Raw genomic sequence first — 23,665 nt, forward strand, 5'->3', positions numbered from 1 at the left:
GTCATCTTTTGGCCTACCGGCTGCGGCTAAGGCGAACAGAACCGTTCCGTCTTTCCGCACCGCCTGACAGGCATCGGGTACCAGCCTCCTTTGGCCGGGCGTTAATGGAGCGTATCTTCCGTGCTGACCCTTCTTCACCTGCTTTCCTCCGTGGCGCTGTTGGTGTGGGGCACCCACATCGTGCGCACCGGGATCATGCGGGTTTACGGCGCCAATCTGCGGCGCGTGTTGAGCGACAGCGTTGAGAAAAAGCCGCTGGCGTTCGTTTCCGGCATCGGCGTGACCGCGCTGGTGCAGAGCAGCAACGCCACGGCGCTGCTGGTGACCTCTTTCGTTGCGCAGGGGCTGGTGGGGCTGGCGCCTGCACTGGTGATCATGCTCGGCGCCGACGTCGGCACCGCGCTGATGGCGCGCGTGCTGACCTTCGATCTTTCCTGGCTGTCGCCGCTGCTGATCCTGATCGGCGTCTTCCTGTTCCTCAGCCGCAAGCAGATGCGGATCGGCCAGATCGGGCGCGTCCTGATCGGCCTTGGGCTGATCGTGCTGGCGCTGGAGCTGATCGTGGCCGCCGCCACGCCGATCACCCAGGCGGCCGGGGTGAAAGTGCTGTTCTCGTCGCTGACCGGCGACGTGATGCTGGACGCCCTGACCGGCGCGCTGTTCGCCATCGTCAGCTATTCCAGCCTGGCGGCGGTGCTGCTGACCGCCACCCTGACCGCATCCGGCGTGATCTCGCTGAAGGTGGCGCTCTGCCTGGTGATCGGCGCCAACCTCGGCAGCGGCCTGTTGGCGATGATCAACGCCAGCGGCCAGAACGCCGCCGGGCGGCGCGTGGCGCTCGGCAGCCTGCTGTTCAAGCTGGTGGGCTGTGTGCTGGTGCTGCCGTTCGTTTCCTATCTGGCGGATGTGATGGCTCAGCTGCCGGGCGGCAGCGAAGAGCTGGTGATCTATTTCCACGTGTTCTACAACCTGATCCGCTGCCTGGTGATGATCCCGCTGGCCGGGCCGATGGCGACGCTGTGCGAGCGGCTGATCGTCGACGTGGCGGCCGACGATCCGCGCATGCGTCCGCGCCATCTGGACGCCAGCGCGCTGGACACGCCGACGCTGGCGTTGGCCAATGCGGCGCGCGAAACGTTGCGCATGGGCGACGTGGTGGAACACATGATGATCCTGCAGCGCGAAGTGCTGCACGGCAAGCAAGGGGTGGATAAAGAAGTGCGGCGCCTCGACGATGACGTCGACGTGCTGTACACCGCCATCAAGCTGTATCTGGCGCAGATCCAGAAGGAAGATCTGGGCGAGGAAGACTCGCGCCGCTGGGCGGAGATCATCGAAATGGCGCTTAACCTGGAACAGGCGGGCGACATCATCGAGCGCATGGCCGGCGACGTGGGCGCCAAGTCGCACGCCGCGCGCCGCGCCTTCTCGGCGGAAGGATTGGCGGAACTGGATGGGCTGCACGAGCGGCTGATCGGCAACCTGCGCCTGGGGCTGTCGGTGTTCCTGTCCGGCGACGTCACCAGTGCCAAGCGCCTGCGCCGTTCCAAGCACCGCTTCCGCATTCTGGATCGCCGCTACGCGCACGCGCACGTCGATCGTTTGCATCAGCAAAACGTGCAGAGCATCGAGACCAGTTCGTTGCATTTGGGATTGTTGGGGGACATGAAGCGCCTGAACTCGCTGTTCTGCGCCGTGGCTTACAACGTGTTGGACCAGGATGCCAAGGACGACGATCGCGACTGGGAAGACACCCCGAGCACGCTGTAAAAAAAATGCCCCCGGTGAAAACCGGGGGCATTGCGTAGGGGAGGCGCGTTATTTGCCGCTGAACACGCCGGCTTTGGCGTCCGCCTGCTGAGTCGAAGCATGGCCGCTGACGAACGGCACGTTGCCGTCGACGCTTTGTTTCGCCGCGCCGCCTAACAGCCCGCCTACCGTGGCCGCCGCATCGACGCGGCCGCCGCCCTGATAGCGTTGGCCGCTGACGTCCTGCTGGCTGACCTTGCTGCCGCCCAGTTCCACCTTGCCCTGCTGGCTGCGGATCTCGCCGCCGGTCAGTTGGGTTTGGCCGCCGACCTGCAGCGCTACGCCGTGCTTACCGGTAATCGCCGACTGCTCGCCGACCGCGTTGTTGTTCACCACGTCGGCATTGACCTTGAGCTGCCCTTGGCGACCCGCCGGCCCGGTGATGCTGTCTTTTACCGCGCCGCCGACGGTGCGTGCACCGCGATCCCACAGCGGGCCCTGCGGCTTCTCGCCGGCCGGCGTTGCCGGCAGCGTCACTTTACCGTCGGCCTTGCTGAAGCTGACCGCGCCGGTGGTGTCCTGCTGCGGATCGAGACGACGCGCCACGCTGTTGTACTTGTCGGTGGTGGCGTCGGCCACTTTATTCACCCCGGCGTCCAGTTTCTCTTTCACTTTCCCGGCGTAGCGCGGCGTGCCCACCTTCGACAGCTTGGAGGTGATGCTGCTGCCCGGATCGTTGCTGTGGCTCAGGCCGGCATCCACCTCCACCTTCACGCCTTTCTCGACGTCCTTGCGGCTTTCAACGCGCAGATCGCCGCCCACCTTGCCCTGTACGCTGTCGGCATCGACGCGTGCCCCGGCGAGGCGGGTATCCTTGCCGCTGTTGAGCGCCACGTCGCCCGCGGTGATGCCGGTGTTGGCGTGGGTGGTTTTATCCTGCTGTTCCACGCCGACCTTCAGACCGGCGCCCAGCGTATGGGTGTCTTTGCCGGTGTTCGGATCGACCTTGCCGTTGGCGTCCTTGTTGAACGTTTGGCCGCCTTTGGCGTTGGCTTTGATGCCCAGGCTCCAGTTGTCCTTGTGCTGCTCGTTCTTGGCGGACTCCAGCAGGATGCCGCCGTTTTTCGCCTCGAGCGCGGCGCTGCCGCCGCTGACCTTGGCGCCCTGCAGATGCAGCGCGTCATCGCCTTTGCCGCCGGCGGACAGGGTGACCTTGCCGTCTGAGGCTAGCGTGGCGCCCTGGCGTTCGGTCGCGGACTCATTCACCTTGGCGATGTCGAAGGCGCCGCCGACGGAGAGGCTGCCGCCGGTTTTTTCCTTGCTGTCGCTGCTGCCGGCGCCCAGATCGATATTGCCGGACAGTTGGTTCTCCTTACGCATTTGGGTCGATTCCGCTGCCAGCAGCGCAACCTTGTTGCCCGCGCTCAGGGTGACGTCGCCCTGGCTCTTGACGTTGGTGCCTTTAAGCGTCAGATCGCGGCCCGCCTTCAGCTCCACGCCCTGTTGGCCGCTGACGTTGCCGACCTGCGCGGTGCTGCTGTTGCTTTCGCCGTTGTTGGTGCCGCCGCCGAAGCCAGCGCCGAAGTTTTTGCTGTCGGCGGTGAAACCGCCCTTGGCGGAGGCTTTGACGTTGAAACCGCTGTGGTTTTCGCTCTGCTTATCGCTGGCCTGATCGAAGCGAATATCGCCGCCGGCGTTGACGGCGGTTTTACCGCTGCCGCCGTTCAGCGCGGTGCCCTGATAGACCGCATCTTGTTTCACGTTGACGTTGATGCCGTTGGCCGCGTCGATCGTGCCGGTCACCGCCTGGCTGGCGTTGCTGCTGCTGCGCTGGGTGCCGCCTTCGCCCTTGGCGTCTACGGTCAGATCGCTGCCGGTGGAGGTGTAGACGCGTACGCCGGCGCTGCCGCGGGTATCGCGGTTCTGCTCTTCCTGGCGGTTCGTCGCGGCTTCGCTGCGGTGGCTGTCCGCCGTCAGCGTGACCGCGCCTTTGCTCGCCTGATACTGCGTGCCCTGATCGCGCACTTCGCCTTTGGCGTTGATGTCGATGCTGCCGGCTTTCACCGAGCTGACCACCGCCTGCGAGCTGCTGCTGCGTTTTTCGCTGCTGCCGCCCTGCGCGCCGATATCCAGGCCGACGTTAGGCGCGCCGATGCCGCCGATGTCGTTGATGACGCCGGTGGCGTCCAGCTTGGCCGCCTTGCCGACCGCGCGCTCGACCGGGCGGGTCACGGCGCTGTAATCGACGTTGGCGCCGATGTTCACGCCGACGTCGGTTTTGGTGGTGGTGCTGCTGGCGGTGTCGGCGGCGGCCAAATGATCGACGCCCGCGGCGTTTTCTTGATAGGCACCGCCGACGCTGTGCTGCGCGCCTTGCTGGGTCAGCTTGTCACGGGCGTTGACAGTCAGGTTGCCTTTGACGTCGCTGCCGGAGGTGACCGCCTTGCTGCTCTGCGCCTGCGTTTTGCTGTTCTCGTAGCCGGCTTCCACGCCGCTGCCGAGCTTGTCGATGCCGCCGGTGTAATAGAAACCGCCGCCGATCTTGGTCTGCTCGGTGTTCGAGGTGGTTTTATCGTCGACCGCCAGGAACGAAACCTTGTTGCCGCTGACGCTGGCGTCGCCTTTGTCGGCGACCAGTTTGGAGCCGCTGAAGGTCACGTCCTTCTCCGCCTCGAGCTTCACGCTGCCGCCGCTGAGGGTCGAGGCGCGGTTTTCGGTGCGGGTGGTTTTCTCGCTGTCGCGGGTGTGTTCGATGCGCAAACCGGCGCGGTATTGCTTGTCGCCGGCTTCTTTGGCGTAGCCGTTGACGGTAAGCGCGGTCTTCTGCTCATCGATTTTTTGCTGCTGTTCGGCGGCCTTGACGTTGATGTTGCCGGTCTGCGACGTCACGCTCAGCTCGCCGCCGCTGGCGACCTGGCTGCCGATCACGTCGGTATCCTTACGGCTGACCAGCTTCAGGTTGGTGTCAGACTTCAACTCGCTGGCGGTGCTGCTCTGGTAGCGGTTGTCGGCCTTGTGCGAACTGCTGGTGATGTTGAAGGCGGTGCCGGTGCGCGCATCGATTTTGTCTACGGTGGTGCTCAGCGCGTTGTCGATGCGCAGGCCGCCCTGGGTGGCGGTGACCAGGCCGCCTTCCTTGCCGCGCGCCTTGCTGCCGGTGATGGTGACGCCCTGCTGGCCGTTCAGGCGCAGGGTGCCGTCGCTGGTCAGCTCGGAGGCGTGGCTGATCTCGCGGCGGTTGCTGTTGTTTTTGTTGTCGCCGCCGCCGATGCCGCCCCAGGAGGTTTTGTCATCGCGTACCGCTTTGGCGTTGGCGGTTTTCTGCACCCCGACCTGGATCTGGTTGTCTGCGTCGATCGTCAGATCGCGCTGGGCGTGGACCTTGGCGCCCTGGGTAGTGACATTGCGGCCAGCTTTCAACGTCAGTTCGCCCTGGCTACGCAGTTCGCTGGCCTTCAGGCTCTCGCTTTCGTCGCTGCTGCTCCAACTGCCGGTGCGCAGGCTGGAAGTGTGATTGCGCTGGTAGCCGCGTTCGGTGGACTTATCCTTCTCCACCAGCCCGGCGAGGTGCACGTCGCGCGCCGCTTTGACGCTCAGCGCCCGATCGGCGCTGACGTTGGCGCCCAACAGGTTCACGTCTTCCCGGGTACTGACGAGTGTGGCGTTGCCGCCGGCGGCGACGGTGCTGCCCGCCTGCTGCTGCTGCTCGCGCTCACGGGTGACGTCGTATTGCCAGGAGTAGAACCAGCGGTCGTCGGTGTGCCCCTGGGTCTGTTTCAACTGCTGGCCGTCGAGCGTCAGCTTGCCGCCCTGCAGCGTGATGTCTTCGCCGCGAATATCGGTGGCGGTGAGGTGCGCGTGGTTATCCGCCACCAGGCTGATGTTCTTGCCTTTCAGCTCGGTGCGGGTCAGCTTCTGGCTGCTGCTGCGATCGTTGACATAGATGCCGCCACGGTAGTTCTGGTAGTTGTCGCCGCCGTGGCGGTTGCTGCTGGCGTCGTCAACGCGGCTTTCGCTGCGAATATCGTAGGCTTTTACCTTGAGCTCGTCGCCGGCGGCCAGCGTGCCGGCCAGCTTCACGCCGCTGCCCTGCGCGGTGTTGATGATGTTGATGCGCCCGGCCTGCATGCTGCCGAGGTAGTAGCTGTCCAGCGCCGTGGTCGGCTGTACGCTGGCCAGCACCTTGCCGTCGCGCGCCACCCGGTTATGGCCGCTGATGGCGTTGATCGCCGCCGGCGTCACGCTGCCGTTGCGATGGGTGAAGTCTTGCACGATAACGTCGCCGCGGCTGTCTATCTTCGGCGCGATCAGATCCAGCACGCCGCCGGCGTTCAGGACGCCGTTGAGGCTCAGGGTATTGCGGTTGTCCAGGGTGCTGTAGCCCTGCAGCAGGCCGTTCTCCACCAGCGGGTTGCCGACCACCAGCGAGGAGCGGCTGGTGTTGATGAACCCGCAGCCCTGGCAGCTGATGCCGTTCGGGTTGGCCAGCACGTAGTCGGCCGCCATGCCGAAGATCTCTTGCTGGCCATGCAGCAGCGACGGGTTGCGGCCGATCACTTCATTGAGGATCACGCTGGCTTCGCGCCCGCCCAGATTGGGGTTGGCGCCCAGTTGGCCGGCCAGCTGCGACAGCCCCGCTTCGCGGGAGTTGTTCAGCACTGCGCCGGGCTGGTTGACGTTAAAGTCCTGGTATTGGTTGTGCGACAGCCCGTTGCCGTTCGGCGCGACGATGTCGACCACCTGCGCGCCGGTCGCGGCGGTGGAAACGCCGGGGCCGTTGGCGCCGTTGGCCGCCACGATCTCCGCGGCGTAGGCGCCGGCGGAAGCGGCGAGAATAATCGCCAGCGCGGCGGCCAGTTTGCCCGCTGCTGAAAGCCTGAAGTTATTATTTTTCATCCATGTTTCTCCGTATATTGCCGTGGGGTCCTGCAAAACTGCTGATTAAAAGGTGTAAGAAAAGCGCGCCAGTACCTGAACGGGATCTTCCGGCGTGGCGTGATTCGACAAGATCCAGCCGCGGCTGACCTCGAGATCGACCAGCGCCTGCCGATAGCGCAACGTGGCGCCGCTGCTCAGGCCGGCGCTGCTGCGCCACCCCGAGCTGTCCTGGCGCGGCAAAATGCGGCCGACGTCGGCGCCGAGGCGCGGCGTCAGCGTGGTGGCACCCAGATTGAAGCTGCGCGACAGCGTGTTCTGCAGATACCAGCCGTTGTCGCCTGACTGGGTGCTGCGGCTGAAGCCGCGCACGGCGCTGCGATCGGTAAGGCTCAGCCACTCCACGCCGGGCAGCGGGTCGCGGCTGTACTGGCCGTAGAACAGGTTGTTGAGCTGATAGGTGGCGTCACCCAGGTGAAGGCGCTGGCTGAGGTTGGCGAACAGCTTGCCTTTGGTGAACTGGCTGTCGAGGTGCACCGAGCTTGGGTGGCGACCGGCCCCCAGCCACGGCAGGCCCTGTTCGACGCTGAGGTTGGCGCTGAACACCCCGTTGGGCAGAATTTGCAGGTGGCTGGCGCTCAGTTCGGCCAGGGTCAGGGTGGGGCTGCTGACCTCGAGGCGCACGCTTTCGAAGTAGTTGTCGATGCGCTTGTAGGTCAACTGACCGCTCAGGCTGTCTATCTGATCGCGATCGCGGTAAAACACGTAGTCGCTGCGCAGCCCGTACTGCTGGGTCTGGCCGTGCAGTTTGACCAGGTTGTGCGGCAGCTGCTGGTGGTTCTCATAGGAGGAGAAGCTGGCGAACCCGCTGAAGGTGAACGCGCCGTACGGCAGCGAATAGAGCAGGGTATAGGCGCGATTGTAGCGGTGAGCCGGGTTTTCCAGCGTGCTGTTGGCGTTCAGGCTGACAAAGTCCGACAGGCCGAACGGGCTGTCCAGCGTGGCGGTGGCGCGAGCCAGCCACTGGCCGGTGCTTTTTTGGCCGTAATTATCCGTGCCGACGGTCATCAGCCAGGGCTTGGCATGCTGATTGCGCAAACGAATGACCGAACCGCCAACCTGGCGGCCGGGCAATATATCCAGCTTGGTGGTATTCGATTGCAAACGGTTGGCCTGATCCAATCCCTGGTCGAGCTCGGTTAATTTCAACGGTTTGCCTTCCAGCCCTGGAAATAATAAACGGCTGTTGACCCAGCGATCGCCGCCTTCTATTTTCTCGATAAATCCTTCGGTGACGCTTAATCCCAATTCTCCCTGTGAATTAGGGCGAACAATTTGCACGCGCGCGGTGATATAGCCTTTTTGCACATAAAGGCGCGTTAATTCACGGGTCAGGCGATTGATATCGTTGCTGCTGATGCACTGTTCCGGCAGCGCGCTCAGGGCGGATAAATCGGCCGGCGAGAGCAGGGTGACGCCCTGCAGATAAACGCCGGCGATCGGCAGGCACTGCGCGGACTGCGGCAGGGCGGGCGCGGCCGGTTCCGGCTCCGCCAGCAAGCGTTGCTGCTTCAGCTGCTGGTAGCGGCGTTGCTCAATCAACTGGTTGACTTCACGCGTGCTGTCTTGCAGCGCGCGGCGCGACTCCCCCATCGACATATCCCGCATCATGTGGGCGTCCGGCAGGGTTTCGGCGGAAAGGGCCGTGCTGACCAACAGCGTCAAAGCGGTGATTTTTTTTATCATTGTAATCCATTATGAGAGGCCGCCGGGGCAGCCAGCCCAATCCATGAGGTTAACCACGGGCGGCCGACGGCCGGCCCGAAATAATGAGCGACATGCACATTGCGAGGTATCTTGATTTGCCGCGGCAAATAAGACGGTGGGTATATATCTAAATAATAATTAGGCTGCTTCTTTTATGGCGGGCAACCCTGGCGACTTAATTAATTAAAAAAAGTAGAACGTCTCTTCCTCTTGCCAACATTATCGGCATGGCTAGGAAGAATCTGAATTTTTATTTTTCACGGATGATAGGGTATGAGGGGAATTATGACAATCCGACCAGTGGGAAATACGAAATTTCGCAGGAAAGAAAAGGGACGCAATTGTTTGCGTCCCTACAGGTGGTTTATTTTTTCTTGATGGGGCGGCCGGACCAATAACCCGCCAGCAGCGAACCGGAAAGGTTGTGCCAGACCGAGAACAGCGCACCCGGCAGCGCGGCCAGCGGTGAGAAGTAGATTTTGCCCAGCGTGGCCGCCAGCCCGGAGTTCTGCATGCCGACTTCGATCGCCAGCGTGCGGCAGGTGGATTCGTCGAAGCCGAACAGCTTGCCGCCCCAATAGCCGCTCAGCAGACCGATGCCGTTGTGCAGGATCACCGCGACGATCACCACCAGACCGACCGAGGCGATATGGCTTTGGCTGCCCGCCACCACCGCGCTGATGATCGCCAGGATGCACACCATCGACAGCGCCGGCAGCAGCGGCTCGATGCGTTTCACCGTTTTGGTCAGGGTATGGTGGACGATCAGGCCCAGGCCGATCGGGATCACCACGATCTGCAGAATGCTCAGCAGCATGCCCATGATATCGACGCTGATTTCGGCGTCGACGTACAAACGGGTCAGCAGCGGCGTGGCGAACACGCCCACCAGCGTCGAGACCGCCGAGATGGTCACCGACAGCGCCACGTCACCCTTGGCCAGATAGATCATCACGTTGGAGGCGGTGCCGCTGGCCACGCTGCCCACCAGCACCATGCCGGCGGACAGATCCGGCGGCATGCGGAACAGCATCGCCAGGATCCAGGCCGCCAGCGGCATGATCAGATAGTGCAGGAAGATGCCGGCCGCCACCGGGCCGGGGCGCGCCAGCACGCGTTTGAAGTCGTCCAGCCGCAGCGTGACGCCCATGGCGAACATGATCAGCATCAGCAGCGGGCTGACGTAGGGGCCGATGCCGGTAAAGGTGGTCGGCGTGTAATAGGCGGCGACGGACAGCAGTATCGCCCACAGGGGGAATAAACGCGTGAGTAATGCCAACATGCAGGTTTTCCTTAGCCAGATTGAGAACGGTGGGTGTGGTCGTGTTTTTTGCGGGTTCAACATGCTGAACCCCTGCCGGTTTTGGACGGATTTTTTAGACGCAGGGGCGCAGCGTGCTGCGCCCGCAATCGGGGATAATGACTTATTCGAACAGGTTGTGATGCAGGGTGCGCACCACCTGTTCGGCTTCTTCGCCCGGCACCAGGAAGCACAGGTTATAGCTGCTGGCGCCGTAGCAGATCAGGCGGATATTGAACGGATCGAGCACGCCGAACACCTCTTTGCCTACGCCGCAGGCGCGCGATAGCTGGTTGCCGATGATCGCCACCAGCGCCAGGTTTTCTTCCACTTCCACCCGGCACAGCGACGACAGCTCGGTCAGCAGCGAGGTGGTCAGCAGGCTGCCGCCAACGGAGGTGGCGCCGGTGGTGTCCATGGTCAGCGCAATGCTGACCTCCGAGGTGGTGATCAGATCGACGGAGACGTTGTGGCGCGCCAGAATGTTGAACACCTCCGCCAGGAAGCCGCGCGCGTGCAGCATGTTCAGGCTGTGCAGCGTCAGCAGCGTTTGCTTGCGACGCAGCGCCAGCGCGCGGAACAGCGGCGGATTCTCGGTGGTGTTGCACACCAGCGTGCCGCCGGCCGCCGGATCCTTGCTGGAGCCGACGAACACCGGAATGTCGCTGCGCACCGCCGGCAACAGGGTGGCCGGATGCAGCACCTTGGCGCCGAAGGTGGCCATTTCCGCCGCCTCTTCGAAACCGATTTTGTCGATGCGCTTGGCCGCCGGCACCACGCGCGGATCGGTGGTGTAGATGCCCGGCACGTCGGTCCAGATATCTACCCGGCCAACGCCGAGCGCCTCGCCGAGCAGCGCGGCGGTATAGTCGCTGCCGCCGCGGCCGAGCGTGGTGGTGCGGCCTTTCGGCTCGCTGCCGATAAAGCCCTGGGTGACCACCAGCGCTTCCTGCAGGCGCGGCTGCAACTGCGCCCGGGCCAGTTCGCTGAGCGCGGCGCTGTCAGGCACGGCGCGGCCGAAGTGATCGTCGGTGCGCATCACTTTGCGCACGTCGAACCATTCGGCCTGCACGTTGCGGGCGCGCAGGATTTCAACGAACAGCAGGGTGGACATCAGCTCCCCATGGCTGACCAGTTCGTCGGTCAACGCCGTCGAGGTGGCCAGCGACGCGGCTTCCGACAGCATGGCGATGTTTTCCAGCAGGCGGTCGATCTCTTCGCGGATCACCGCCGGCGCCGTGAGGCGATCGAGGATGGCGTACTGGATGCGGCGGATCTCATCAAGCCGGTAGTTGCGCTTGTCGGCCTCGCAACCCTCGGCCAGGGCGACCAACAGGTTGGTGACGCCCGCCGAGGCGGACAACACCACCAGGCGGACCTGCGGGTTGGCCAGCACGACGTCGGCGCTGCGGTTCATGGCTTCAAAGTCGGCGACGCTGGTGCCGCCGAATTTGGCTACCACGGTGGAATTCTGGGGTGCTGCTTGGTTCATCTAGAAACCTCGTGTCAGGGATGCCCGTTTGGGGGCACTGTAATTCCATAGCCTTGGCACAAGGGGAGAGCGGTAAACAGGGGGCAGGCGTAGAGGTCAGGCTACGATACACCCAGAAGCGCCCCACCTTGTCGATCGCCCTGCGGGCGATCCCCTGGTGACAACCCAGGGGATTCAGCCCCTGTAGTCGATAGGATAATGGCCGGCCATTACCCTACCTCGGCGTCGCTCCCCCTCGGGTGCCGTCAACGGAGAAACGGCTCCTCTGACACTCTACCTGGGCGACGCGCCTCTTCTGGCTTGCGCACCGGGTGCGCAAGTAGGCTGTTAGGAATAGCCGGTTATCGCCATTCTGTCAACGTACAGACGGTGAGGGATTTTCATCTTGCACCAGCGCGATAAGCGTACAGGGCATCGCGGGCGTGGAACCGGCGCCAATCGGTTGCAGAGAACCGTCTTCCTTTTGGCTGAATAACGGAATAACGCCCTGATGTTTCTCCAAATACTCCAGCCAACCGAAATTTTCGTTCAATTTGGTCGCTTTGATGGTGGCTCCCCTGGCGAGCAGGCTGCTCAGGCGGCCGTAGGTGGCTTCCTGATTAAATAAAATTTCATGCCGGCGGAAACGCGAGCTTTCCGCGCTGGCGCCGCGCCCTTTCAGCGGCGCACCCGAACGGATGGCAAACACGTGATCCTCGCCGAAGAGATGGCCGAAGTGGTAGACCGCCAGCGCGTTCTGGTGGCGGTTGGGCGACAGCGCCAGCACCTGGGCGATATTGCTCAGATCGAGATAGTTCTCGGCGTGTTCGGAGTAGGCGTGGCCATAGTAGGCCGGGATGCCTTCCATGCGCGCCTGGCGGTAGTATTCCCAGCTGCTGTCGGTGACGATTACCGGCACGTTCAGCTTGATCAGCGCCTGCGCCAGCATGCGCGCCACGCTGTTGGCGCCGACGATCAGCACGCCGCGCGGCTTTTGCTGCTGCACCCGCAGCCAGCGCGCCATCATCCCGCTGGTCAGGCTTTGCAGCACCACGGTGCCGATGATGATGGCGAACACCACGGTCACCAGCCGGTCGGCGCCCTGGTAGCCGCTGCGCTGCAGCGTCAGCGCGAACAGCGAGCTGACCGCCGCGGCGACGATGCCGCGCGGGGCGATCCAGCACAGCAACAGCCGATCGCGCCAGTGCAGGGAAGAGCGCCAGGTCGACACCGCGATGCACAGCGGCCGGGCGATGAACTGCACCACCAGCAGCAGCAGGAGCAGCGGCCAGCCCATGTTCCACAGCGCCTGGATATCGAGCCGCGCCGCCAGAATGATGAACAGCGCCGAGATCAGGATCGCCGACAGCTCCTCTTTGAACGCCAGAATATCGCTGGTGTCCACGTCGCGCATGTTGGCCAGCCAGATGCCCATCACCGTGACGGTCAGCAGGCCGGATTCGTCGGCGATGGCGTTGGAAACGCCGAAGGCGGTCAGCATGATCGCCAGCACCGCCAGGTTCTGCAGGTAGCGCGGCAGCCAGACGCGGCGCAGCGCCAGGCCGAGCAGGTAGCCGAACAGTGCGCCGGCGATCAGGCCGACGGCGGCGGTCATGCCCAGCGTCCAAAACAGATGGGTATAGGACTCCGCATTCTGTTTCAGCACGATGAATTCGAACACCAGCAGGGTGAAGATGGCGCCGACCGGATCGATGACGATCCCTTCCCAGCGCAGCACCTGGTTAATGTTGGCGTTCGGCCGCACCACGCGCATCAGCGGGGCGATCACCGTCGGCCCGGTCACCACCGTCACCGCGCCGATCAGCGCCGCCAGCTCCGGCGGGAAATCCAGCAGCCACCAACTGGCGAGGCTGATGACCAGAAAGGTGACCAGCATGCCGACGGTGACCAGATTGCGCACCACGCCGCCGAGGCCGCGTATCTCCTCGAAACGCAGCGTCAGCGCCCCTTCGAACAGGATGATCGCCACCGACAGCGACACCAGCGGAAACAGCAGATCGCCGAACAGCAGATCCGGCTGCACCAGATGCACCGTCGGGCCGAGCACGATGCCGAACAGCAACAGCGGCAAAATGGCCGGCAGGCGCAGCAGCCAGGCCAGCCACTGCGCCAGCAGCGACGCCAGGCCGATAAGCACCAACATGAGCGGGGCAGATAATTCCATAAGCGAGATCCCTTTCAAATGACGAAATAAGCAACGATGACACAGCCTGATGACAATTCGGCAACCCCGATAACAGGCCGTTAGCCAAAAGTATAGAGTGAAAGCTGAAACGAGGCGGCACTGCGTTGACAGTTAGCGCCTATCGCAAGAAAAGAGATCATAATCACAGTCGAACAGGCTACAATCGGACAACGCGTCATTTTTATTCTCAAGCCTAAGAGTGTTGCTATGAAAAATATCAATCCTAGTCAAACCGCTGCTTGGCAAGCCCTGCAGCAACATTATGCACAGATGAAAGACGTACGGATCGCCGACCTGTTCGCCCAGGACAGCGATCGTTTCTCCAGGTTCTCCGCGACCTTCAACGACCAAATGTTGGTGGACTATTCCAAGAACCGTATCACGCAGGAAACCCTGGAGAAGCTGCAGGCGCTGGCGAAAGAAACCGATCTGCAAGGCGCCATCAAATCGATGTTCGCCGGTGAGAAAATCAACCGCACCGAAGATCGCGCGGTGCTGCACATTGCCCTGCGCAACCGCAGCAACAGCCCGATCCTGGTCGACGGCAAAGACGTGATGCCGGAAGTGAACGCGGTGCTGGCCAAGATCAAACAGTTCTGCGCGCGCGTCATCGGCGGCGAGTGGAAAGGCTACACCGGCAAGCCGATCACCGACGTGGTGAACATCGGCATCGGCGGTTCGGATCTCGGCCCTTACATGGTGACCGAAGCGCTGCGCCCGTATAAAAACCACCTGAACATGCACTTCGTCTCCAACGTCGACGGCACCCATATCGCCGAAACGCTGCAGCCGCTGAACCCGGAAACCACGCTGTTCCTGGTGGCCTCCAAAACCTTCACCACTCAGGAAACCATGACCAACGCCCACAGCGCGCGCGACTGGTTCCTGAGCAGCGCCGCCGATCAACAACACGTGGCCAAGCACTTCGCCGCGCTGTCCACCAACGGCAAAGCGGTGGCCGAGTTCGGCATCGATACCGACAACATGTTCGAGTTCTGGGACTGGGTAGGGGGCCGTTACTCCCTGTGGTCGGCGATCGGCCTGTCGATCGCGCTGTCCATCGGTTATGACAACTTCGAGCAGCTGCTGAGCGGCGCGCACGCCATGGACAAGCACTTCGCCGAAACGCCGGCGGAGAAGAACCTGCCGGTGCTGCTGGCGCTGATCGGTATCTGGTACAACAACTTCTTCGGCGCCGAAACCGAAGCCATTCTGCCGTACGATCAGTACATGCACCGTTTTGCCGCTTACTTCCAGCAGGGCAACATGGAATCCAACGGCAAGTACGTCGATCGCAACGGCAATCCGGTGGATTATCAGACCGGCCCTATCATCTGGGGCGAGCCGGGCACCAACGGCCAGCATGCGTTCTACCAGCTGATCCACCAGGGCACCAAGCTGGTGCCGTGCGATTTCATCGCGCCGGCCATCAGCCATAATCCGCTGGGCGATCATCACGCCAAACTGCTGTCCAACTTCTTCGCCCAGACCGAAGCGCTGGCGTTCGGCAAGTCGCTGGACGTGGTGGAGGCCGAGTTCGCGGCGCAGGGTAAAACCCCTGAGCAGGTCAAGCACGTGGCGCCGTTCAAAGTGTTTGAAGGCAACCGCCCGACCAACTCGATCCTGCTGCGCGAAATCACCCCGTTCAGCCTGGGCAGCCTGATCGCGCTGTACGAGCACAAGATCTTCACCCAGGGCGCGATCCTGAACATCTTCACCTTCGATCAGTGGGGCGTGGAGCTGGGCAAACAGCTGGCTAACCGCATCCTGCCGGAGCTGGCGGGCAGCGAGAAAATCAGCAGCCACGACAGCTCGACCAATGCGCTGATCAACCGCTTCAAGGAATGGCGCTAAGCGCCTGAGCTGAAGCCAATAAAAAACCCGCCGCGGCGGGTTTTTTTACGTCTGCAAAAATTACAGGTTGATCGGCACTTCGAAGCTGACGCCGGCACCCACGTCGTCGGCGGTGCTGTGATCGCTGTTGGTGTACCACAGGCTGGTATCGAATTTAATCTGAGAATCGAAGCTGTAACCCCAGCCGAGCTGAATGCCTTTCAGCGTATCGGAACGCGGGAACGCCCGGTTGATGGTTTGGTTGTTCGGATTCACCTTGGCGTACACCAGGCGAGTGCTCCAACGCTGGCCGTCGTCCAGCACCATTTCCACGCGGCCGGACAGCATCTGACCGTCGCCGCCCATCGCATGGCCCAGCGGATAACCTTGCTGGTAGTAACCGCCCCGATAGATGTAATGGTTGTACATCACGTTGTTGGCGTTGCCGTTAGAGCGGGTATCAGTACCTTCGATATGCCAGTTGATCGTGGTCGGGCCCCATTCCGGATGGCCTTCAAGCCCCAGCATGTAGGCGTTATGCGAAGGCAACATGCCTGCTTCATCTTCACCGGTGATCTGGCCATACAGGCTGACCGGCATGCCGATGAGCGGCTGCAGCTTGAGTTTGAAGTCAAAACCGCCCAACTGGTTGCCCGGATCGTTTTTCGGATCGCCGGTATTGTCGTTGCCGGTGACGCCATCCCAGAAGGAACTCCAGGAGTGCGGACGGCCATCACCACCCCACATCATGACGCGCGAAGCGCCCAACTCCAGGAAGTCGGTCGGCATCATGGTCAGGCGGCCACCGATCAGCTTGGTGTCCGGCACGGCAGCGTACTGCGACAGCTGGCCGGCGGACAACTGGTATTGCCAGCGGCCGATCCACGACAGCCACGGGGTTTCAAACGGCGATTGGTCGGCGCGCTGCAGCATAAAGCCGGCCACCGGGCGCGCGGCGTCGGAGCGGATCAGGCTGCCGTCGTAGCCCGGGCCCCACCACTGGGAAACCTCGCCGAAGGAGAGCCATTGGTTCCAGATTTTCACCGCGCCGTAGGAGCCGTTCATGTTGAATTTGGAGCCGTCGCTGACGCGCTGATCGCCTTCCACCGAGCCCTGCAGACGCACGTCCCAGAACTCGCCGTTGGCGCCGGCGCCGATGGTCAGGCGATCGTCGGCGTATTCGTTTTGGCCGAAGCCCTGCGGGGTACCGGGTTTATCGGTCGAGGCGTAACCGCTGACGCGAATGTTGGCTTTCAGGGCATCGACGCGGCGTTGTACGCGGTCGATAACGTTTTTCTCGGTGTTGGTCACCGGCTTGGCCTGCGCGATAACGGAGCTGATCTCTTCCTGGCTCAGCGGCCAGGTGGACAGGCTGACGTTGATGACGCCGCGGTCAGACAGCCAGGCGAGATCGTTACGCAGATCGTTGTCAGGGGCTACCAGGCCGGCGGCGTGGCCGGACAATGCACAGGTAAACAGGCCCGCAGCGACCAGTCCGTTAAGTTTAGCGCGCATAAAGAATTCCCTTGTTAATTCGAGGTTATTGGTTTTATGTAAAGATCTCTGTGTCCCATGATAGTTGACATTTCGATTTGCTACAAATCTATAGGTCAGAAACATCTTATTATAACGTGATGAATTAAATGGGGTTTAAAGTGCTTTCGCGAGGGGCGGAATTTTTAGGACAATGCCTATATTGGCACGGTTGAATCATATACGCGGTATTCAGAGAGAGGTTTTATGGCAAAAACGTCGCGTTCGATAATGATAGCGAAGGGGCTGCAGCGGGTGCTGAACGTGGGCTTGCTGCTGCTGGCGGCCATTCTGGTGGTGTTTCTGGTCAAGGAAACCCTCCATCTGGCGAAGGTGTTATTTATCAACAGCGAAGAGTCGTCCTCTTACCTGTTGATTGAAGGCATTGTGATTTATTTCCTGTACTTTGAATTTATCGCCTTGATCGTCAAGTATTTTGAGTCGGGTTATCATTTCCCGCTGCGCTATTTTATTTACATTGGCATTACCGCGATTATTCGTTTGATTATCGTGGATCACAAAAACCCTATCGATACCCTGATCTACGCCGCGGCGATATTGGTGCTGGTGGTGACGCTTTATCTGGCTAATACCGACCGGCTGAAACGGGAGTAGCGATAAAAATGGCGGCCAATGGCCGCCAAAGACACAGGATATCATTACCCGACGTCTTTCAAGCTACAGCGTTGTTGACTGCACTCGCTGTAACTTGAAATTCATAGGGTAAAAGATAAGGAAAGACATCAAACGCACTGCAGTGGCACAAATTACCCCTTCACGCCGCCGGCCGTCAGGCCGCCAACCAGCCAGCGCTGCGCCAGCAGGAACACGGCGGTGATCGGTATCGCCGACAGCACCGCGGCGGCGGCGAAGTCGCCCCACAGGTAGTTCTGCGGGTTGAGATATTGCTGCATTCCCACCGCCAGCGTGTAGCTGTTCACATCGCGCAGCAGCAGCGATGCCACCGGCACTTCGGTGATGGCGGCGATAAACGACAGAATGAACACCACCGCCAGAATCGGCACCGACAGCGGCAGCAACACCAGACGGAACGCCTGCCACGGCGTGGCGCCGTCCAGCGCCGCCGCCTCTTCCAGCGAGTTGTCGATGGTTTCGAAATAGCCCTTGATGGTCCAGACGTGCAGCGCGATGCCGCCCATGTAGGCGAAGATCACGCCGCCGTGGGTATTCAGGCCGATAAACGGAATGTACTGGCCCAGGCGATCGAACAGGGCGTACAGCGCCACCAGCGACAGCACCGCCGGGAACATCTGGAAGATCAGCATGCTTTTCAGCAACGTGCTCTTGCCGCGAAAGCGCATGCGGGCAAAGGCGTAGGCGCAGGTGGTAGACAGCGTCACGATGCCGATGGCGGTGATCGCCGCGATCTTGATGGAGTTCCACAGCCACAGCAGCACCGGGAACGGCGGCGGCGTCACGCTGCCGTCGGCGTGGGTGACGCTAAAGCCGAGCGCCAGCCGCCAGTGATCCCAGGAGAGGGTTTCCGGTATCAGGCTGCCGGTGGCGAAGTTGCCGGAGCGCAGCGAGATGGCGACCACCATCAGCAGCGGGAACATGATCAGGGCGATAAAGCACAGCATCAAAATATGGGTGATCCACAGGCGCAGGCGCTGGGATTTGGGTTGAACCATGGCCATCGTCATTCTCCCTAATCGAAGTTCATCTTGCTGGCTTTCAAATTCAGGATCGCCAGCGCGCCCACCAACAGGAAGATCAGCGTGGCGATGGCGGCCGCCAGCCCGAAGTCTTGCCCGCCGCCGCCTTCGAAGGCGATGCGGTAGGTGTAGCTGACCAGCAGATCGGTATAGCCGGCCGGCGTCGTGGTGCCGATCATGTCCGGGCCGCCGTTGGTCAGCAGCTGGATCAGCACGAAGTTGTTAAAGTTGAAGGCGAAGCTGGCGATCATCAGCGGCGTCAGCGGCTTGATCAGCAGCGGTAAGGTGATGCGGAAGAAGTTTTGCCACGGGTTGGCGCCGTCCATCGCCGAGGCCTCGTACAGATCGTCCGGGATCGCCTTCAGCAGCCCCATGCACAGGATCATCATGTACGGGTAGCCGAGCCAGGTGTTGACGATCAGGATCATGCTCTTGGCGGTGAGCGGATCGCTGAACCAGGCCGGTTTGATGCCGAACAGATGGCTGAGCATCATGTTGATCTCGCCGAAGCTCTGGTTGAACAAACCTTTGAAGATCAGGATCGAGATGAATGACGGCACCGCATAGGGCAGGATCAGCAGCACACGGTAGATCGCCTTGCCTTTCAGCGCCTCCCACTGCACCACGCAGGCCAACACCATGCCGACCGCCACGGTGAGGATCACCGTCATCACCGAGAACACGATGGTCCAGATGAAGATCGACACGAACGGCTTTTTGATGCCCTCGTCCTGCAGCACCCGCAGGAAGTTTTTCCAGCCGGTGGTGACGGTATAGCCCGGGCTCAGGGTTTCCTGCGCCCAGCCGCCGTCGGCGTTGATCGCCTGATAGAAGCCGGTGTCGCCGTTCGGCCGGTAGCGCACCTGAGTCTGGTTATTGGTCAGCGTGCTGCCGTCTTGGTCCAGCGCATACAGCGGGCGGGTGCCGGAGAACTGGCGCAGGGAGCTCATGCGCAATTCACCGCCGTCGGGCAGCTGCGCCACCAGCTGGCTCAGCGCCTGCCGGTTTTGGGTGATCACCCGCAGCGTGGCGCGCTCGCCCTGCGGTGCGGCGCTCTGCGCCGTCAGTTTCAGGGTTTGCGGCGCGGCGGCGTCGAGGCGGAAAGGCTCGGAGATCAGCGGTGCTTCGCCGTCCGGCGGCGTCAGCTGCAAGCGCCACTGCTGGTTTTCCGCCGGGTAGAGGCCGAAGGTAAAGGTTTTGCCGCTCTGGAACTGGCGCTGCATCAGCACCGATTGCGCGCGCTCGAAGGTCAGCTGGTTGGTGCTGCTGTAGTTGGTGAAGGCGATGGCGATGGTGCAAATCAGCGGGAACAGGACGAACAGCCCCATGCCGGCGACGCCGGGATACACATAGCGCCAGGCGTAGGCGCGGCGGTTGGCGAAGACGTAAAGCCCGGCGCTGACCAGGATCAGCGTCAGGATAGCGAACAGGTATTCACCCTGTGCATACATCAACACAATCAGGTAGCAGGTCACCAGGCTGAACAGGCTGACTACCAGCCATTTCAGCGCGTCGCTTTGCCACCACTTCGATTTTTTACGCGCAGGCGTCCCGGCGTGAGCGAATTGCATAGGGCGTTCCTTTCTGTGAAGCAACGGCGGGGCACCGTGGCACCCCGCACGACGTCGTTACTTGGTGATGCGGGTCTGCACGTCGTCCAGCGCGGCTTTCACCGTCTGACGGCCGCTGACGGCGTTGATCACCGCACTGCGTTCGGCGTACCAGAAGGCGCTCATCTGCGGGATGTTCGGCATGATCTCCCCGTTTTGCGAGTTCTGCATGGTGGCGGCGATCTTCGGATCTTTGGCCAGCGTTTCCTGGTAGGACTTCAGCGCCACCGCGCCCAGCGGCTTGTCTTTGTTGACGTCCGCCAGCCCTTCGTTGGTCAGCAGGTAGTTCTCGAGGAACTCGGTCGCCAGCTCTTTATTCGGGCTGGCGGCGTTGATGCCGGCGGTCAGCACGCCGACGAACGGCTTGGACGGTTTGCCTTTGAAGGTCGGCAGCAGCGTCACGCCGTAGTTGATTTTGCTCTGCTCAATGTTGTTCCAGGCCCACGGCCCGTTGATGGTCATCGCGGTCTGGCCTTTGTTGAACGCGGCTTCGGCGATCGAGTAATCGGTATCGGCGTTGATGTGCTTGTTTTTCACCAGATCGACGATGAACTGCAGGCCGGCCTGCGAACCGGCGTTGGCGACGCCGACATCCTTGATGTTGTATTTGCCGTTTTCATACTTGAAGGCATAACCGCCGTCGGCGGCGATGATAGGCCAGGTGAAGTAGGGTTCCTGCAGGTTCCACATGATGGCGCTCTTGCCGTTGGCGCGCAGCTGCTTGTCCAGCGCCGGGATCTCTTCCCAGGTCTTCGGCGGCTGTTTGACCAGGTCTTTGTTGTAAATCAGCGACAGCGCCTCGACGGCGATCGGGTAGCCAATCAGCTTGCCGTCATAACGCACGGCGTCCCAGGTGAACGGAAACAGCTTGTCCTGGAAGGCTTTGGACGGGTGGATTTCGGCCAGCAGGCCGGACTGCGCATAGCCGCCGAAGCGGTCGTGGGCCCAGAAAATGATGTCAGGGCCGTCGCCGGTGGCGGCCACCTGCGGGTATTTTTCTTCCAGCTTGTCCGGGTGTTCGACGGTGACCTTGATGCCGGTGTCTTTTTCGAATTTCTTGCCGACTTCGGCCAGGCCGTTATAGCCCTTGTCGCCGTTGATCCAGATAACCAGTTTGCCTTCCTCGATCTTGGCGAAGGCGGAAGAAGAGAGCACCAGGGTGGCCAGTGCCGAGAGCGCCAGCGTGCGGGCGAGGGTAATGCTGCGAGTCATAATCCAGTCCTTCTTTTTGTGGGCACATAAATCAAGGAGTGACGTTTCGCGGTAATAGTGGGTCACAACGCGACATATTCTCATCCTCCCCCCCTCTACGCCCCTGAGATGAGGAGTGTGATCCAGTTAACGTTGCGCTCTATTCTGTGGCGTCAGGCACAAAATAGGGGGGCGATTTTTGCCAGACGGATCACAGATTTGCCTTAAGCGCGGAACTTCTCATCGCCGCGGTCGTTCTCTCATCCTCCCGCCTCCTCCCCCATGAAAAATCCTGTTACGGATGATTACCCTTTCCGGCGACTCCCGCACTATCGGCCCATTGATTTTTAACGCCACGCGCAGCAGGGATACAGGATTTATGTCGTCAATGCCTATCGCTACTCAGCCCACCCTGTACCGGATCCATCCGGCCAGTTTCCGTGACGGAAACGGGGACGGCGTGGGCGACGCGCACGGCATGCTGACGGCGCTGCCGTACCTGAAAGCGCTGTCGATCGACGGCCTGTTGCTGCCGCAGACGCTGGCGCCGGAGGCCGAGGCGACGGTGACGGCCGAAGGGCTGACGCTGTGGTACGGCGATGAAGCCAACCGCGTTCGCAATGCCGTCGCGCCGCAGCGGTTCGTCCACGGCGCGCTGGCGCTGGACGTGATGCCGTTCAGCGCGGAGAAGCTGGTGGCGGTGCTGCACGCCCGCCGCGCCACGTTGGCGGACAGCCTGTGGAGCACCGGCGACGCCGATCAGCCAAGAGTGGTCAGCCGCTGGGGGCAGGGCGACCTGCGTTCCGCCGCCGCCTTTTTGACGCTGTTGGCGATGTTGCCGGCGCCGATCTGCCTGTACCAGGGCGAGGAGCTGGGGCTGCCGCATGCCGCCGGGCTGCAGGATCCGCGCGGCGCGCAAACGCCGATGCCGTGGCATGAAGCCCCCGAACAGGTCACCGCCGGCGAAATCAGCTGGTATCAACAGGTGGCGATCGAACACCGCGCATTGGCCATCAGCCGCCAACAGCACGACAGCCACTCCACCTTACGTTACTGCCAGGCGCTGTTGGCCCTGCGCCGTTCGCCGCTCATCCAGCGTGGCGAATTGAACGCGATCAGCCAGCGGGACGGCGTGGTGCGCTTACTTATTACCCATCAGGATCAATGCCTTGAAGCGCTGATAAACCTGCAGCCTTATACTCAGGCGGCCGCGCCGTCTGAGGCGACCTTGCCGTTGGCATGGCAGCACGGCGCGCAGCAAGAGGGTCATCAATGGGTTTTGGCGGGCTTTGCCTCCGCCATTTTCACACGACATGTTAACTGCGAAAGCAGGGGAGTAACGCATGGCTAGCGTGACACTGCGCAGCGTTTATAAGGCCTTCGGTGAGGCCGTGATTTCCAAAGACGTCAATCTAACCATCGAAGACGGCGAGTTTGTGGTGTTTGTCGGGCCGTCGGGCTGCGGTAAATCGACGCTGCTGCGCATGATCGCCGGGCTGGAGGACATCACCTCCGGCGACCTGCTGATCGGCGAGAAACGCATGAATGAGGTGCCGCCTTCCGAGCGCGGCATCGGCATGGTGTTCCAGTCCTACGCGCTGTATCCGCACCTGTCGGTGGCGGACAACATGTCGTTCGGCCTGAAGCTGGCCGGCGCCAGGAAAGCGGAAATCAATCAACGGGTGAATCAGGTTTCCGAGGTGCTGCAGCTGGCGCACCTGCTCGATCGGCGGCCGAAGGCGCTGTCCGGCGGGCAGCGTCAGCGCGTGGCGATCGGCCGCACGCTGGTGGCCGAGCCGGACGTGTTCCTGCTCGACGAACCGCTGTCCAACCTCGACGCCGCGCTACGGGTGCAGATGCGCATCGAGATTTCCCGTCTGCACAAGCGCCTGCAGCGCACCATGATTTACGTCACCCACGATCAGGTCGAAGCGATGACGCTGGCCGACAAGATCGTGGTGCTCGACGCCGGTCGCGTGGCGCAGGTCGGCAAGCCGCTGGAGCTGTATCACTACCCGGCCAACCGCTTCGTCGCCGGGTTTATCGGCTCGCCGAAGATGAACTTCCTGCCGGTCAAGGTGACCGCGGCGCAGCCGCAACAGGTGCAGGTCGAACTGCCCAACCGCCAGTTGGTCTGGCTGCCGGTGGAAGGCGAGGGCGTTCAGCCCGGCGCCAACCTGTCACTGGGCATTCGCCCTGAACATCTGCTGCCCGGCGAAGCCTCAGAAGTGCGGCTTACCGGCGACGTACAGGTGGTGGAGCAGCTCGGCAACGAGACGCAAATCCACATCCAAATCCCGGCCATCCGTCAAAACCTGGTGTACCGCCAGAATGACGTGGTGCTGGTAGAAGAAGGTGCCACATTCGCCATCGGCCTGCCGCCTCATCGTTGCCACCTGTTCCGTGAAGACGGTACGGCATGTAAACGGCTGCACCAGGAGCCGGGCGTTTAAA

14 protein-coding genes and 1 riboswitch are annotated in these 23,665 nt (G+C 62.0%); of the genes, 5 read left to right on the forward strand and 9 right to left on the reverse strand.

Annotated elements, in window-relative coordinates:
- Positions 1–120 precede the first annotated feature (120 nt).
- Complete coding sequence (locus ACJ8MK_RS23125; protein WP_033636226.1) at positions 121–1,770, forward strand: Na/Pi cotransporter family protein; 1,650 nt, start codon at positions 121–123, stop codon at positions 1,768–1,770.
- A 48-nt stretch (positions 1,771–1,818) separates the two neighbouring features.
- On the opposite strand, the gene ACJ8MK_RS23130 is transcribed toward ACJ8MK_RS23125, so the two are convergent.
- The 5 genes from ACJ8MK_RS23130 to ACJ8MK_RS23150 all read right to left on the reverse strand — a co-directional run bounded on the left by ACJ8MK_RS23130 (position 1,819) and on the right by ACJ8MK_RS23150 (position 13,347).
- Complete coding sequence (locus tag ACJ8MK_RS23130; protein ID WP_442518082.1) at positions 1,819–6,645, reverse strand: hemagglutinin repeat-containing protein; 4,827 nt, start codon at positions 6,643–6,645, stop codon at positions 1,819–1,821.
- Between the two features lie 45 nt (positions 6,646–6,690).
- Positions 6,691–8,370, reverse strand: a complete 1,680-nt coding sequence (locus tag ACJ8MK_RS23135; RefSeq protein ID WP_049211607.1) for a ShlB/FhaC/HecB family hemolysin secretion/activation protein — start codon at positions 8,368–8,370, stop codon at positions 6,691–6,693.
- Positions 8,371–8,755: 385 nt separating this feature from the next.
- Positions 8,756–9,673, reverse strand: coding sequence for a ketopantoate/pantoate/pantothenate transporter PanS (gene panS / locus ACJ8MK_RS23140; protein ID WP_025304471.1), 918 nt, complete (start codon positions 9,671–9,673; stop codon positions 8,756–8,758).
- A 142-nt stretch (positions 9,674–9,815) separates the two neighbouring features.
- Positions 9,816–11,183 carry a lysine-sensitive aspartokinase 3 gene (gene lysC / locus ACJ8MK_RS23145; RefSeq protein WP_033649702.1) on the reverse strand — a complete coding sequence of 456 codons (1,368 nt, stop codon included), beginning with the start codon at positions 11,181–11,183 and terminating at the stop codon, positions 9,816–9,818.
- Between the two features lie 108 nt (positions 11,184–11,291).
- Positions 11,292–11,486, reverse strand: a riboswitch (Lysine riboswitch).
- Between the two features lie 52 nt (positions 11,487–11,538).
- Positions 11,539–13,347 (reverse strand): cation:proton antiporter, encoded by a 1,809-nt coding sequence (locus tag ACJ8MK_RS23150; RefSeq protein WP_033636220.1) that lies wholly within the window; start codon positions 13,345–13,347, stop codon positions 11,539–11,541.
- 228 nt (positions 13,348–13,575) lie between these two features.
- Here ACJ8MK_RS23150 and pgi point away from each other — a divergent pair, with 228 nt between their 5' ends.
- A complete protein-coding gene (gene pgi / locus ACJ8MK_RS23155) occupies positions 13,576–15,222 on the forward strand; it encodes a glucose-6-phosphate isomerase (RefSeq protein WP_033636219.1) in 1,647 nt (548 codons plus the stop codon).
- Between the two features lie 60 nt (positions 15,223–15,282).
- Here pgi and ACJ8MK_RS23160 read toward each other — a convergent pair whose 3' ends face one another.
- The gene (locus ACJ8MK_RS23160) at positions 15,283–16,716 is read right to left on the reverse strand and encodes a capsule assembly Wzi family protein (protein WP_442518083.1); all 1,434 of its coding nucleotides are present in this window, start codon (positions 16,714–16,716) and stop codon (positions 15,283–15,285) included.
- 225 nt (positions 16,717–16,941) lie between these two features.
- Between ACJ8MK_RS23160 and psiE the strand changes: the two genes are divergently transcribed.
- The gene (psiE, locus tag ACJ8MK_RS23165) at positions 16,942–17,349 is read left to right on the forward strand and encodes a phosphate-starvation-inducible protein PsiE (RefSeq protein WP_033636217.1); all 408 of its coding nucleotides are present in this window, start codon (positions 16,942–16,944) and stop codon (positions 17,347–17,349) included.
- Between the two features lie 152 nt (positions 17,350–17,501).
- Here the strand turns inward: psiE and malG are convergent, their stop codons facing one another.
- The 3 genes from malG to malE are packed head-to-tail and all read right to left on the reverse strand — an operon-like array spanning position 17,502 to position 21,232.
- The gene (gene malG, locus ACJ8MK_RS23170; RefSeq protein WP_004936696.1) at positions 17,502–18,392 is read right to left on the reverse strand and encodes a maltose ABC transporter permease MalG; all 891 of its coding nucleotides are present in this window, start codon (positions 18,390–18,392) and stop codon (positions 17,502–17,504) included.
- Positions 18,393–18,403: 11 nt separating this feature from the next.
- The gene (gene malF, locus ACJ8MK_RS23175) at positions 18,404–19,981 is read right to left on the reverse strand and encodes a maltose ABC transporter permease MalF (protein WP_033654722.1); all 1,578 of its coding nucleotides are present in this window, start codon (positions 19,979–19,981) and stop codon (positions 18,404–18,406) included.
- Positions 19,982–20,038: 57 nt separating this feature from the next.
- The gene (malE, locus tag ACJ8MK_RS23180; protein WP_033636215.1) at positions 20,039–21,232 is read right to left on the reverse strand and encodes a maltose/maltodextrin ABC transporter substrate-binding protein MalE; all 1,194 of its coding nucleotides are present in this window, start codon (positions 21,230–21,232) and stop codon (positions 20,039–20,041) included.
- Positions 21,233–21,590: 358 nt separating this feature from the next.
- Here malE and ACJ8MK_RS23185 point away from each other — a divergent pair, with 358 nt between their 5' ends.
- Together ACJ8MK_RS23185 and malK are read left to right on the forward strand one after the other, a co-directional pair.
- Complete coding sequence (locus ACJ8MK_RS23185) at positions 21,591–22,562, forward strand: alpha-amylase family glycosyl hydrolase (RefSeq protein ID WP_442518084.1); 972 nt, start codon at positions 21,591–21,593, stop codon at positions 22,560–22,562.
- Positions 22,555–23,664: a maltose/maltodextrin ABC transporter ATP-binding protein MalK gene (malK, locus tag ACJ8MK_RS23190; RefSeq protein WP_033636214.1), complete on the forward strand. Its 1,110-nt coding sequence runs from the start codon at positions 22,555–22,557 to the stop codon at positions 23,662–23,664. Before ACJ8MK_RS23185 ends, malK begins: the two co-directional genes overlap by 8 nt.
- Position 23,665 lies beyond the last annotated feature (1 nt).

This window comes from Serratia sp. CY38905, assembly GCF_052168875.1.
GTDB classification, from domain to species: Bacteria; Pseudomonadota; Gammaproteobacteria; order Enterobacterales; family Enterobacteriaceae; genus Serratia; species Serratia sarumanii.